Below are 13,385 nucleotides of genomic sequence, written 5' to 3'. Positions count from 1 at the left end.
GCTCCCTTGCACGCCAGGCTTAGCCGGGAGTCAGAATGAAGTCCCACGGATCGCTGTTGGTGGAAGCCACCCGGATCTCGACGTCGTGACCCTGGTCCGCGAGCACGTTGCCGAGCGCTTCGGCCGCGGCGGGCAGCCACAGCCACTCGCTCGCGAAGTGCGACACGTCAACGAGGTACGGCCTGCCATCAACGGCAGCTTCGCGGGCCTCGGATGCAGGGTGGTGCCGCATATCCGCGGTGACGTAGATGTCCGCCTGGCTGGCGCGGACGGCGTCGAAGAGACTGTCTCCGGCTCCGCCGCAAACGGCCACACGCCGCACGAGTCCATCCTTGTCTCCGGCGACCCGCACGCCGCCAGCCACTGAGGGCAGGATCTCGAATACCCGCGCGGCGAAGTCTCCCAAGGTCATGAGTTCGGGCAGGTCGCCGACCCGGCCGATCCCCTCTTCAGGCAAGCCGTGTGCCGCAGGAGCCAGCGGGACAACGTTGTCCAGCCCGAACGCGTCGGCCAGGACATCGGAAACGCCTCCGACGGCGGAGTCCCCGTTCGTGTGTACGGTCAGCAGCCCGGTACCTGACTCAATGAGCCGGTGGACAGCGAGGCCTTTGGCGGTGGTTGCAGCAACGGAGGTGACGCCCTTGAGCAGCAAAGGATGATGCGTGACGAGGAGCTCGGCGCCCCATTCGATGGCTTCTTCAATGGCGGCGAGGGTCGGATCCACAGCGAACATGACCTTGGTGACGGTGGCGGTGGGCCGTCCGACTACGAGCCCTACCTCGTCCCATTCCTCGGCGAGCGATTCCGGCCAGAGCTCCTCCACTGCCAAGAGGACCTGACCGAGCGTAGGGGTGCTGGCTCTTGGAGTTCCGGCTGCACCATTCTCCGGTTCTTCGCCGGATCCTGTATCTGCAACCGCGGTGTTCACAGCTTCCATGCATTACATTCTTGCGCATCCGGCGGCCAAGTCGCGCCTGCGGGTACCGGGCTGTTCGAGATTGTTGCCACTGGCCGGGTCTGCGCCGTCACAGTCCCGTAAGGTTGTGCGGGAATCATCCGGGACTCCCAGCCATTGAAGAGATCATGAAAACTTTTGTACTTGGTGGAGGCTGCTTCTGGTGCCTCGACGCCGTCTATCAGAAGACCAAGGGCGTCAGTTCCGTGGTTTCCGGCTACACGGGCGGGCACATCCGCAACCCTGACTATTACGATGTCTGCTCCGGAATGACGGGCCACGCGGAGGTCGTCGCCGTGACTTTCGACGAGGACATCGTCCCGGCGGACATCATCCTTGACATGTTCTTTGCTCTGCATGATCCCACCACGCTCAACCGCCAGGGCTACGACGTCGGAACCCAGTACCGTTCCTCGATGTTCTACACCACCACGGAAGAAAAGATCCTCTTCGAGGAAGCCATCCTGCGGAACCAGGAACTGTGGTCCAAACCGATTGTGACCGAGGTCAGCAGGCTGCCGGAATTCTACGAAGCGGAGTCCATCCACCAGGACTACTACGCCAAGTTCCCGGAACAAGGCTATTGCCAGGTGATCATTAACCCGAAGCTCGCCAAGGCCCGGAAATATTACTCTTCGTGGCTCCGCGCGTAGCAGCGTGTAGCACCGCTCGTTAGGCTGACCTCAGCAGTAGCTATTTCAGCGAATTCAGAGAATAGGCATGATTACATGGCACGGATCTACGACGACGTCACCCAGCTGATCGGCGGAACCCCCCTGGTCCGCTTGAACAGGCTCACCGAAGGCTTGGACGCCACGGTTGCCGTGAAGCTCGAGTTCTACAACCCCGCCAATAGCGTCAAGGACCGTATCGGCGTCGCGATCGTCGACGCCGCCGAGAAGTCCGGTGCGCTGAAGCCGGGCGGCACCATCGTCGAGGGAACCTCCGGCAACACCGGCATCGCGCTGGCTTTGGTCGGCGCAGCGCGTGGTTACAAAGTCATTCTGACCATGCCGGAAACCATGTCCACCGAGCGCCGTGTTATGCTGCGCGCCTACGGTGCTGAGATTGTCCTGACCCCCGGCTCGGAAGGCATGCGGGGCGCCGTCGAGAAGGCCCAGGAAATCGTGGCCAACACGGAGAACTCTGTCTGGGCCCAGCAGTTCGCCAACGAGGCAAACCCGGAGATCCACCGCACCACCACGGCCGAGGAAATCTGGGCAGACACCGACGGTGGCGTGGACATCTTCGTCGGCGGCGTCGGCACGGGCGGCACCATCACCGGCGTTGGGCAGGTCCTGAAGGAGCGCAAGCCCGAAATCCAGATCGTGGCCGTTGAGCCCAAGGACTCCCCCATCCTGAACGGCGGCGCCCCCGGCCCGCACAAGATCCAGGGCCTTGGCGCGAACTTCATCCCGGAAATCCTGGACACCAACGTCTACGACGAGGTTCTCGACGCAACCCTCGAGGACTCCGTTGCCACCGCACGCGCCCTCGGCACCAAGGAAGGCATCCTGGGCGGCATCTCGGCCGGCGCGGCCGTCTGGGGTGCGCTGGAGCTCGCGAAGCGTCCGGAGAACAAGGACAAGCTCATCGTGGCAATCGTTCCCGACTTCGGCGAACGTTACATCTCCACGGTGCTTTTTGACGACATTCGCGGCTGATTGCGGACCCCGCGCAACCGCTTTCTTTCATTTCCTGTAGAAAGGTCTTTGTGAGCTTCTTCGCAAGACTTATGGAGGACCTCGAGGCCGCCCGGTCACACGACCCGGCGGCCCGAGGCTCCTTTGAGAACTTTTTTGCCTACTCCGGCCTGCATGCCATCTGGGCGCATCGCCTGACGCACAAATTGTGGCAAAACCCCGAGCTGCGGTTCCCCGCACGGCTCATTTCGCAGCTTGCCCGCTTCCTGACCGGCATCGAGATCCACCCCGGCGCGACCATCGGCCGCAGGTTCTTCATTGACCACGGCATGGGTGTGGTCATCGGTGAGACAGCCGAGATCGGCGAGGACGTGATGATCTACCACGGCGTGACGTTGGGCGGCCGTTCCTTGGCAAAGGTCAAGCGCCACCCCACCATCGGAGATCGGGTCACCATCGGAGCCGGGGCCAAGGTCCTTGGTCCCATCACCATAGGCGCCGACAGCGCAATAGGCGCGAACGCCGTCGTGGTCAAGGACGCACCGCCTGAGTCGATCATCACCGGCGTTCCGGCAACGTGGCGGCACCGTGATGCCAAGAGCGAAACGAAACCCGCTGTCGATCCCGCCGAGTACTACATCGAGTACCGGATCTAGCCGGAAAAGCGTTTGTAGGCGTTCCAGAAAACTGTGTCGAAGACCCGGTCGGGAAGCACCCTCCGCATGGCCAGAATGGTCCAGGCTCCCCTGCCCACCGGGTATCGGGTCCTGGGCCTTCGCGAGGTCGCCGCATGGACTATGGCGCGCGCCACGGTACGGGGGTGCGTCGAAAGAGCGGTTCCCGACGTCGATGCCAGGGCGGCCGCCACGATCCCGGCCTGCTCGCGATACGGTCCATGTCCTGAGACCGTCAGCAGGCTCTCCCCCGCGATGGTTCCCCATTCCGTGTCCGTGCCCGCGGGCTCGATGATTGCCACATCGATGCCATGGGGCTTCAGTTCCAGGCGGAGGGAGTCACTGAGGCCCTCGACGGCGAATTTTGTCGCGTGGTACCAAGCGCCCAAGGGCTCATACATTTTGCCGCCTATCGAGGACACGTTGATGATCCTGCCGGAAGCCGCCGCACGCATTACGGGAATCACCAGCTGGGCCATCCGGGCGAGACCGAAGACGTTGACCTCGAACTGGCGCCGGCCCTCATCCAGCGGAACCTCTTCCAAGGAACCGTAGGACCCGTATCCGGCGTTGTTGACCAGTATGTCGATCCGCCCCTGCTCGGCCAGGACAAGGTCCACGGCGGCCTTCATCGAGTCGTCCTCGGTGACGTCCAGTGACCACACCTTGATTCCGTGGGCTTTGAGCGGCTCCATCTTTTCGACCCGCCGCGCCCCCGCGTACACGACCATTCCTGCCTTGCTGAGCTTGATGGCGGCTTCGAAACCGATTCCGGTTGACGCACCTGTGACAAATGCGACGCGTTGCGGCATGGACTGCTCCTCGTGTGACGGGTGGTGTTTTCCTTCAGGCCGTACCTACGGCAAAGGCCGGCGCCTCCACAGTAACGCGGAAGCACCGGCCTTTGACTTGAACAGAGTGGAGCAGGCAAGAGTGGGGCAGCAGGGTCCCTACGTGGCGACGGAGTCGACACGAAAGGGCCTGCCCCAATCTGTGGGGCAGCAGGGTCAGTCCTTACCTACGTGGCTTGGAGTCGACACGAAAGGGCCTGCCCCAATCTTAGTGCGTGTCGACTGCCGAGATCTCGGACTTGTCTTCGCCCCACAGGGTGTGGAAAGTGCCCTCGGCGTCGACGCGGCCGTAGGTGTGCGCACCGAAGAGGTCACGCTGGCCCTGGATGACTGCCGCAGCGAGGCGCTTGCGGCGAAGTCCGTCGTAGTAGGCCAGCGACGAGGAGAACACGGGAACCGGGATGCCCAGCTGGACAGCCGTTGCCACCACGCGGCGCCATGCCGGCAGCGCACCGGCGATCGCCTTGGTGAAGGCCGGGGCGAACAGCAGGTTGGCCGGCTTCTCCTCGGCTGCGTAGGCGTTGGTGATTTCCTTGAGCAGCTCGGCGCGGATGATGCAGCCGCCGCGCCACAGCGAAGCGATTTCATCGAGCTTGAGGTCCCAGCCGTATTCCTTCGCGGCGGAAGTCAGCATGTCCAGGCCCTGTGCGTACGAAACCAGCTTGGAAGCGTAAAGCGCCTGGCGGACGTCCTCGACGAAGTTCTCGGGGACCTCGACGGCGATTTCCTCGCCGGCGAGCAGTTCCTGGCCAAGCTTGCGCTGTTCTGCCTGGGAAGACAGGGCCCGCGCGAAGACGGACTCTGCGATGCCCGAAACCGGGGAGCCCAGCTCGAGGGCGGAGATGACTGTCCAGCGGCCGGTGCCCTTCTGGCCGGCAGCGTCGACGACGACGTCGACGAACGGCTTGCCCGTCTTGGCGTCAACGTGCCCAAGGACCTCTGCGGAGATTTCGATCAGGAAGGAAGCGAGTTCGCCCTTGTTCCATTCGGCGAAGATCTTGGACTGCTCGGCCGGCTCGATGCCGGCGCCGGAGCGCAGGAGATCGAAGGCTTCACCGATGACCTGCATGTCGGCGTATTCGATGCCGTTGTGGACCATCTTGACGAAGTGTCCGGCGCCGTCGGTGCCGATCCAGGCGCAGCAGGGCTTGCCGTCAACCTTGGCTGAGATCTTCTCGAGCAGCGGACCCAAGGCGTCGTAGGACTCCTTGGAACCACCGGGCATGATGGAAGGGCCGTTGAGGGCGCCCTCTTCGCCGCCGGAAACACCGACGCCCACGAAGTGCAGGTCCTTCTCGGCCAGCGCCGATTCGCGACGGCGGGTGTCCTCGTAGTGCGAGTTACCGGCGTCGATCACGATGTCGCCGGGCTCCAGCAAGGGAACGAGCTGGTCGATGACGGCGTCAACCGGCTTGCCGGCCTTCACCATGATCAGGACACGGCGGGGCTTCTCGAGGGAGTCCACGAGTTCCTGGAGGGTTTCCGTGCGGATGAAGTCGCCGTCCGTGCCGTGCTTGGCCAGCAGGGCGTCGGTCTTTTCGACGGAGCGGTTGTGGAGGGCAACGGTGAAGCCGTTGCGGGCCAGGTTGCGGGCCAGATTGGCGCCCATCACCGCGAGGCCGGTGACACCGATGTGTGCTGACATCAAAACTCCAATTCATTCTTGTGCATCGAGTCCTGCTAGGAGCGAGGAAACGCTTTCTAGAGCAGTAGCTGGAATAAACCATACGTATTCGGACCACGTCTGGGAAAGTTGCGCCCACGTTTTGGAAACGTCCGCGTCACAAAAGAGTCTATGTTGCGAGCCCGTACTGTGGGGAGTTCGCCGACGCCCGGGGCTTCCGGTGGCGGAGCGGTCAACGCCACTATGCTTACGACTATGTCAACCAGTCTCCACTACCGCGCTGTCGAGCACCTGGGTACCCGGATCGTCGGCGGTAAGCTCCCCACCGGTCACGTCATGTTGGCTGAGCACCTTGAGGAGGAACTCAAAGTGTCCCGGTCGGTGGTACGTGAGGCCGTCAGGGTACTGCAGTCCCTGGGACTGGTGGAAACCATCAAGCGAGTTGGCATCAGGGTCCTTCCCGCGCACCGCTGGAATCCCTTCGATCCGCTGGTCATCCGCTGGCGGCTGGCCGGAGAAGGCCGCGGCGCTCAGTTGCGGTCCCTCGCCGAACTCCGCTCCGCCGTCGAGCCCGTAGCGGCAGAACTGGCCGCGGAAAACGCCCCGGAGTCCCTGCGCAGCGAACTGGTGGAGATCTCCCTCGCCATGCGTGAAGCTGGCCGTGCGGGCGACATGCCCACCTTCCTGGATCTCGACATCCGCTTTCACGCCCTGGTGCTTTCCGGTTCCGGCAATGAAATGTTCGCGAACCTGATCGGGCAGGTCACGGAGACACTCACCGGCCGGACAGTTCATGGCCTCATGCCGGAACATCCGAAGGAAGCGGCCCTGCAATGGCATTTGGATGTAGCCCAGGGCATCAGGGACGGAGACGGCGACAAGGCCCGCGAGGCCTCCTCCAACATCATGCGGGAGACCATCGCGGACCTGTCACCGGGCTGGGAGGGCCAGCCACGGGTATTTGTTCCAGTCGAGCGGCGCTGACGGCCGAGAGCCGGCGCCGCCCGACTGATCGCCTGATCGGCTGATCGGGCTGGGAGGCTACGCCACAGGCTGGAAGTTCAGCAGGACCTTCCCCGATTCGGCAGAGTTCCTTGCCACCTCGAAGGCCTCCAGGCCGCGATCCAGCGTGAATTCGTGCGTCACTACAGGGTCCACGTAGAGCGAACCGTCCGCGAGCGCCGCAATGACCTCGTCGATCTCGTTGTTGAAACGGAAGGAACCGAGCAATTCGAGCTCGCGGGTGATGGCCAGCGAAATGAAGACCGGCTGCGGTCCCGAGGGCAGCAGCCCGACCATGACCACCTTCCCGCCGCGCACCGCGCCTTTGATGGCCGATGCCAGTCCGAAGTGGCTGCCCGAGGACTCGATGACGACGTCGGCTTCCACTGCGGCGATTGCCTCGGCGTCATCGCCCTTGAGAACCTCATCGGCGCCCACTGCACCCGCGATCTCGAGAGGCTTGTCGTGCATGTCGACGGCCACGATCCGGGTTGCCCCCGCGCGCTTGAGGACAGCAATTGCCAGTGCGCCGATCGGACCGCTACCGATTACCAGCGCTGTCTTTCCGGCCACGTCCCCTGCTCGCGCGACGGCATGCCATGCAACGCTGGCCGGCTCCACAAGCGCCGCCGTGCGCAAGTCCAGCGTGGCCGGAAGGGCCCGGAGCATGCGGGACGGCAGGGTCGCGTAGCGGCTGAAGGCGCCGTCGGTGTGCGGGTACCTTGCCGCACTGCCGAGGTAGGTGCAGCCCGGGGAGAGGTTGGGCCGGTCTTCCGGATACTTGGCGGCACCCGGGGCCGGGGTTGCCGGGTGGACCGCGACGGCGGTTCCGGCTGCCGGGCCGCTGCCATCGGCGGCCTGCTGGACAACGGTGCCGACGATTTCGTGGCCGAGCACCATGGGAGCCTTGAGGATCGATTCCCCCGCCGCGCCGTGGAGCCAATAGTGCAGGTCCGAGCCACAAATGCCACCGTAGGCGATCTCGACGACGGCCTGGTCAGGGGTGGGAACCACGAGGGCTATGTCCTCGATGCGAAGGTCGCCGGCGGCGTGGGCCACAACCGCGGGTGAAGACTGGGGAAGCTGAAAGCCGCTCATTAGACGACCACCGTCATTCCGCCGTCGACGAAGATCGTCTGGCCGTTGACGAAGTTCGAAGCCTCGGAGGCAAGCCAGACCGCCGGACCGGCGAGATCCGCTACGGTGCCCCATCGGTGGGCGGGCGTCCGGCCTAGAATCCAGGAGTTGAAGTCGGGATCGTCCACGAGGTTCTGGGTCATCTCGGTATGGATGTACCCCGGGGCGATGCCGTTAATCTGAAGGCCGGAGGCCGCCCATTCGGCGGTCATGGCGCGCGTCAGGTTGCGCAGTCCACCTTTGGCTGCGACATAGGGGGCGATCGTGGGGCGTGCCAGGTCCGTCTGCACGGAGCAGATGTTGATGATCTTGCCGCGGCCCCGCGGAATCATGTGGCGGGCGGCTTCACGTCCTACGAGGAAGGCGCTCGTCAGGTCGGTGGTGATGACCCGCTCCCAGTCCTTCACATCCAGGTCCAGCATCGGGACGCGGTGCTGGATGCCCGCATTGTTGACGAGGATGTCCAGGGGGCCAACGTTCTCCTCGACCCAGGCAACGCCGCGGGCCGCTTCTGCATCGCTCGTGACGTCGAACGCGCAGCTGTGGATGCGGCCGGGCCCGAAGTCCGCCGCCATGGCGGCTTCCGCACCCTTGAGCCGTTCCGTATTGATGCCGTTGAGGACAACGGTGGCACCGGCGTCGGCCAATCCGCGGGCCAGCGCGTTGCCGATGCCGCGGCTGGATCCGGTCACGAGCGCAACGCGCCCGGTGAGATCAAAGAGTCCACTCATGGTTGGTTCCTTACTTAGTTCAAAGGGCTTAGGGACGAGTCGCTGAGGTTGGCGATGGCCTGGCGGACAACTGCGAGGTCCCGGTCGCCCAGGCCCTGATCAATCAGTTCACGGTAGAGTTCGGCGCCGGCAGTCGCCATCGGGACGGCGGCACCGGCCACTTCGGCGCTTTCGAGCACGAACTTGAGGTCCTTGAGCATGAACTTCGCGGGACCTGTGGGCGCGTAATCCTTGGCTGCCAGTCGTGGGCCGACAATCTCCAGGACCCGGCTTCCGGCGAGCCCGCCGGAAAGCACCTCGAACAGGGTTTCGACGTCCATGCCCGAGCGCTCGGCGAGTTCGGCGGCCTCCGCGAGCGCCGCCGTCGTGGTCCCGACGATCAGCTGGTTGCAGGCCTTGGCCAGTGAACCGGAACCCAGGTTGCCCATGCGGCGAACTGTGGTGCCCATGGATTGGAGCACGGGAAGCGAGCGTTGGAAGTCTTCTTCGCTGGCGCCCACCATGATGGCCAGGGTGCCGTCCTGGGCACCCTTGGTGCCCCCGCTCACCGGGGCATCGACGACGACGGCGTTCCCGCCACTCGCGCTGTGGACCGTCCGGCCGAATTCCTGGACGGCGGTCGGGGACACGCTGCTCATGATGACGACCAGGGTTCCCTGAAGCGGCGCGTCCGAGCGCCATGAGTCGAAGAGCGGCGCGGCTGCATCCTTGATGTAGGAGAGATCCGGAAGCATGAAAATGATGACGGGTTGGTCCCGGAGTCCGGCAACCGACTCCGAACGTTTTCCGCCGAGCTTCTCCAGCTCGGCGAGCGCTTCTGCGGAACGGTTCCATGCAGTCACCTCCCAGCCCTTGCCGAGCAGATTGGCTGCCATGGGGAAGCCCATAAGCCCGAGTCCCACGAAACCTGCGGTCTTGGCGGTCATCTTTCGCATACACCTCACTTCTTTGTGGTTCATCTTTCAAAAACTGTTCAATATCCTAGCCTCAATTCAGTATGATGAACACCATGACGACTGATGAACTCACCATCGCGATCGCAGTCCCGCTCGAAGCTGAGCATGTGGAGCGTATCCGCGCTGTAGATCCGAGCATTACGGTGCTCTACGAACCCGAGCTTCTTCCTCCGGAACGCTTCCCGGCCGACCACTCCGGGGATCCCGACTTCAAGCGGACTCCCGAACAAGAGGAACGCTACTGGTCCATGCTGAACAAGGCCCAGATCCTTTACGGTTTCCCCAACGAGAATCCGGCCGGCCTGGCCCGCATCGCCCAGAGCAACCCGCACCTGCAGTGGATCCACGCCATGGCCGCAGGTGCCGGTGGCGCCGTGAAGGCCTCCGGCCTCGACAACGAGACCTTGCAGAAGTTCAAGGTCACCACGTCGGCAGGCGTGCATGCTCTTCCCCTGGCAGAGTTCGCTGCCCTGGGCATCCTCAACGGCTTCAAGCGCAGCGCGGAACTTGCACAGGACCAAGCAGCCAAGGTCTGGCCCGAGCTGCGGACCCCCACCAAGCTGGTGAACGGCTCCAAGCTGGTCGTCACGGGTCTCGGCGAAATCGGCCTCGAGACCGCCCGCATCGCCCGCGCACTCGGCATGAAGGTCAGCGGAACCAAGCGGAACGTCGAAGCGATCGAAGGGATCGACCAGGTCGCGGACAACGATGGCCTGGCAGGACTCCTGGCGACGGCAGACGCCGTCGTCAACACCCTCCCCGGCACGCCGTACACGGAGAGACTCTTCAACCATGAAGTCTTCTCGGCAATGAAGCCCGGCACGGTTTTCGTCAACGTCGGCCGCGGAACCGTTGTTGACGAGGAGGCGCTCCTCGAAGCCCTGGACAACGGCCAGGTTTCCTACGCCTGCCTGGACGTCTTCGCCGTCGAGCCGCTCCCCCAGCGCAGCCCGTTGTGGAACCATCCCAAGGTCATGGTCTCTCCGCACACCTCGGCACTGAGCGCGGCCGAGAACCGCCTCATCGCCGAGCGCTTCGCCAGCAACCTGCGCACCTTCCTCGACGGCGGGGAACTCCCCCACCTCGTGGACACGGTGCACTTCTACTAAACGGCCAACAACCCAGCGCCATCCAAGCGGCCCCTCCGGTTTCCGGAGGGGCCGCTTTGCTGTGCGTGGCCGGTTTGTTGCGCCAGGGCGGGGGCACGAAAAGGCGACGGCCCCGTCCGAATTTCGGAAGGGGCCGCCGCTGCTTGCGTACGTCGTGGTACGGGACTGCCTACTTCGCGTCTTCCAAGGAACGGAGGTCGCGGCCGGCTGTTTCCGGGGTAAAGAACGTGGTGATGTATGAAATGAGCGCCAGCACTAGCGAGTAGACCGCCAGGACCACCCAGGAGTTGCCCGTAGCAGCAAGGAGTGCGACGCCAACCAGGGGCACGAGTCCGCCGGCCAGGACGGCAGACAGTTCGCGGCTCAATGCCACACCGGTGAACCGGTACTGCGAGCCGAAGAGCTCGGGCAGCAGCGGGCACTGCGGGCCAAGCATGGACTGTACGCCAAGGGCGATGCCGACAACCATGACGGCCCAGACAAGGGTCACGTTGCCGAGGGTCACCAGGTAGAAGGCGGGAATCGCGAAGATCGCTTGGAACAGGGCCCCGTAGCGGTAGACCTTGACTCGACCAATACGGTCAGACAAGGCGCCGAAGGTGACCACCATGACGGCGGCAAATCCGGCAGCGATCAGCAGACCGACCGGGCCGATGAACTTGTCGCCCGGAAAGACCCCTTCCTTGACGGACATGAAGGAGATGAGCAATGCCGAGTAGATCGAGGAGTTGCCGTTCTCACCCATGCGGAGACCGATGCCCACGAGCACGTTCTTTTTGGAGTGCTTCCAGAGCTCGCCGACGGGGTTCTTCACCACGTTCTTGTGCTTCTCAAGCTCCTGGAACACCGGGGTTTCCTTCAGCTTCAGACGGATGAAGACTGCCACGACGATCAAAATGATGCTGGCGAGGAAAGGCACACGCCACAGCCAGCCTTCGAGAACGCTTTTGTTGGCCATGCCGATGAGCGCAAAGGTGCCGGCGCCGAGGAGGGTTCCAAGCTGGATGCCTACGAACGGCAGCGAAGCGAAGTAGCCGCGGCGCTTGGGCGGAGCGACTTCGGAGATCAGCGTCGTTGCGCCTGCCTGTTCTGCTCCAGCGCCCAGGCCCTGGACAATACGGAGCGTCACCAACAGGACAGCCCCGAGCATGCCCGCCTGGTCGAACGTCGGCAGCAAGCCGATCGCGAAGCTGGCAAGGCCCATCATGCCGATGGTCATCAGGAGGACCATCTTGCGGCCGAAGCGGTCTCCGATGAATCCAAAGAAGATACCGCCGAAGGGCCGCGCCGCGAATCCAACGCCATAGGTGGCGAACGACGCGATCAATGCGCCGCTTTCACCCAAAGGCTTGAAGAACAGCGGTCCGAAGATCAGAGCCGAAGCCAGGCCATAAATGTAGAAGTCGTAGTACTCCAGGGCGGATCCTACGGAGCTGGCAAGAGTTGCCCTTCGCAGCTGTTCCGGCTCAACTACCGCGCCGTCCATATCAGCAAGCTTTGTCTTAGTACGAGTTGTCACAAGCACTCCCTCAAGAACACTCCAGACCCCCGTTGGCCTGGCGAGATAGTGTCAGCCGCCATGGCGTGAATCACTATAGTGAACAGAGTACAGCACGTTGTACAAGTTTCAAGTGGTGTAATCAGATTTAATTATGACCCCGCCCGGGCGGCACATCAGTTAGCCCATCGGGTTGCCCAGTGAGTGGGCGAGCTCCTTGAGTTCCTTCACCATGAGGGCAGCCTGTTCCTCGGAAAAAGTGGCCTTCAGGGCAGTCACCGAGAGACCGAGGCTGGGGCCATGTGCTCCGTGGGTAGGGACGGGCACGGCAAGGCACACCACGCCGAGCGTGGATTCCTCGTCCTCCAAGGCATAGCCCTGCTTGCGGATCGCGGCCACCTGGGCCTTGAGCTCAGCAGCACTCCGGAGGGACTTCGGGGTCATGACAGGGAGCTCCACGTCGTCCGGGAACATCGCCTCAATGTCATGGTCGTGAAGCTGGGCCAGGAGAACCTTCCCGACGGCGCTCAGGGAAAGCGGCATTTTGTCGCCGATGTTCGACGTAAGCCGGACAGCCGGGTGCCCTTCGTAGCGCGCCAGGTAAATGATGTGATCGCCGTCGATCATCGCAATCCGCACTGTTTCGCCTGAGAGCGTTGGTGCCTGCTCGCAGAACTTGTAGAACTCCTGGACTTCATCGAGCCGGCTGAGATAGGCGGCGCCAAGTTCGACCAGCTTCCGGCCAAGTGAAAAGTCGGCACCTTCGCGGGTAATAAGCCGGGCTTCTTCAAGAGCCATCAGCAGGTTTGACGTGGAAGACTTCGGAATCCCGAGCTCCCTCGCAAGATCGCTGAGTGTCAGGCGGCCCGAAGGTGCCTCGGCCAAGGCATCCAGGACCGCGGCCGCGCGGGTCACGGCAGGCGCCGGCGAGGAGCTCCCCAGTCCTTCGGCGGAACGGGGGGTGCGGGAATCGGCCATGATTCTCCTTCGCAATCGTGCGTCTGGCGCAGAGTGGGCGCGTGCCAGGCAGAAACGCTACCCGGGGGCAGCGGAACTTCGATCCGAGGCAATCACGCTTGTTCAATCCACTGAACAACCACCATCATAGTGGCTTGGTTCTGGGATGGGACGCGCCGAACGGAGAACGGCTTCCTTTCCATATCCAAAAATTCTCTGTATATTCATCTATGAGCTCTCCACCGCGG

13 protein-coding genes are annotated in these 13,385 nt (G+C 63.4%); 5 read left to right on the top strand and 8 right to left on the bottom strand.

Annotated features, from left to right (window positions below; all coding sequences use genetic code 11):
• Positions 1-19: 19 nt before the first annotated feature.
• Complete coding sequence (locus tag ACSVHC_RS19385) at positions 20-937, bottom strand: Nif3-like dinuclear metal center hexameric protein (protein ID WP_437770571.1); 918 nt, start codon at positions 935-937, stop codon at positions 20-22.
• A gap of 146 nt (positions 938-1,083) precedes the next feature.
• On the opposite strand from ACSVHC_RS19385, the gene msrA reads away from it, so the two are divergent.
• The 3 genes from msrA (at position 1,084) to epsC (ending at position 3,254) form a co-directional block, all read left to right on the top strand.
• Positions 1,084-1,608 carry a peptide-methionine (S)-S-oxide reductase MsrA gene (gene msrA / locus ACSVHC_RS19380; protein WP_437770572.1) on the top strand — a complete coding sequence of 175 codons (525 nt, stop codon included), beginning with the start codon at positions 1,084-1,086 and terminating at the stop codon, positions 1,606-1,608.
• 75 nt (positions 1,609-1,683) lie between these two features.
• Positions 1,684-2,619: a cysteine synthase A gene (cysK, locus tag ACSVHC_RS19375; protein ID WP_234749924.1), complete on the top strand. Its 936-nt coding sequence runs from the start codon at positions 1,684-1,686 to the stop codon at positions 2,617-2,619.
• A gap of 50 nt (positions 2,620-2,669) precedes the next feature.
• Positions 2,670-3,254 (top strand): serine O-acetyltransferase EpsC, encoded by a 585-nt coding sequence (gene epsC, locus ACSVHC_RS19370; protein WP_059387763.1) that lies wholly within the window; start codon positions 2,670-2,672, stop codon positions 3,252-3,254.
• On the opposite strand, the gene ACSVHC_RS19365 is transcribed toward epsC, so the two are convergent.
• Together ACSVHC_RS19365 and gndA are read right to left on the bottom strand one after the other, a co-directional pair.
• A complete protein-coding gene (locus ACSVHC_RS19365; RefSeq protein ID WP_437770573.1) occupies positions 3,251-4,084 on the bottom strand; it encodes an oxidoreductase in 834 nt (277 codons plus the stop codon). The two genes, epsC and ACSVHC_RS19365, sit on opposite strands and share 4 nt — an antisense overlap.
• A 247-nt stretch (positions 4,085-4,331) precedes the next feature.
• Complete coding sequence (gndA, locus tag ACSVHC_RS19360; protein WP_437770574.1) at positions 4,332-5,768, bottom strand: NADP-dependent phosphogluconate dehydrogenase; 1,437 nt, start codon at positions 5,766-5,768, stop codon at positions 4,332-4,334.
• Positions 5,769-6,002: 234 nt separating this feature from the next.
• On the opposite strand from gndA, the gene ACSVHC_RS19355 reads away from it, so the two are divergent.
• Entirely contained in the window at positions 6,003-6,731 is a 729-nt protein-coding gene (locus ACSVHC_RS19355; RefSeq protein ID WP_437770575.1) for a FadR/GntR family transcriptional regulator, read from the top strand.
• 57 nt (positions 6,732-6,788) lie between these two features.
• Here ACSVHC_RS19355 and ACSVHC_RS19350 read toward each other — a convergent pair whose 3' ends face one another.
• From ACSVHC_RS19350 to ACSVHC_RS19340, 3 genes are read right to left on the bottom strand one after another with little or no spacing between them, the layout of a single operon-like run.
• A complete protein-coding gene (locus ACSVHC_RS19350; protein ID WP_437770576.1) occupies positions 6,789-7,847 on the bottom strand; it encodes an L-idonate 5-dehydrogenase in 1,059 nt (352 codons plus the stop codon).
• Positions 7,847-8,617 (bottom strand): SDR family oxidoreductase, encoded by a 771-nt coding sequence (locus ACSVHC_RS19345; protein WP_437770577.1) that lies wholly within the window; start codon positions 8,615-8,617, stop codon positions 7,847-7,849. The genes ACSVHC_RS19350 and ACSVHC_RS19345 overlap by 1 nt, the downstream gene beginning before the upstream one ends.
• 14 nt (positions 8,618-8,631) lie before the next feature.
• Entirely contained in the window at positions 8,632-9,543 is a 912-nt protein-coding gene (locus ACSVHC_RS19340) for an NAD(P)-dependent oxidoreductase (RefSeq protein ID WP_437774046.1), read from the bottom strand.
• A 71-nt stretch (positions 9,544-9,614) separates the two neighbouring features.
• Here ACSVHC_RS19340 and ACSVHC_RS19335 point away from each other — a divergent pair, with 71 nt between their 5' ends.
• Positions 9,615-10,682 (top strand): D-2-hydroxyacid dehydrogenase, encoded by a 1,068-nt coding sequence (locus tag ACSVHC_RS19335; protein WP_437770578.1) that lies wholly within the window; start codon positions 9,615-9,617, stop codon positions 10,680-10,682.
• Between the two features lie 169 nt (positions 10,683-10,851).
• Here ACSVHC_RS19335 and ACSVHC_RS19330 read toward each other — a convergent pair whose 3' ends face one another.
• Both ACSVHC_RS19330 and ACSVHC_RS19325 read right to left on the bottom strand, forming a co-directional pair.
• Positions 10,852-12,207 (bottom strand): MFS transporter, encoded by a 1,356-nt coding sequence (locus ACSVHC_RS19330; RefSeq protein ID WP_437770579.1) that lies wholly within the window; start codon positions 12,205-12,207, stop codon positions 10,852-10,854.
• A 153-nt stretch (positions 12,208-12,360) separates the two neighbouring features.
• On the bottom strand, positions 12,361-13,158 hold the full coding sequence (locus ACSVHC_RS19325; protein WP_437770580.1) for an IclR family transcriptional regulator: 798 nt from the start codon (positions 13,156-13,158) through the stop codon (positions 12,361-12,363).
• Between the last annotated feature and the right edge of the window lie 227 nt (positions 13,159-13,385).

The organism is Arthrobacter sp. KNU-44, from assembly GCF_051843155.1.
Lineage (GTDB): Bacteria > Actinomycetota > Actinomycetes > Actinomycetales > Micrococcaceae > Arthrobacter.
Note: the sequence above shows the minus strand (reverse complement) of the source record. Positions and strands in the feature narration are given on the sequence as shown.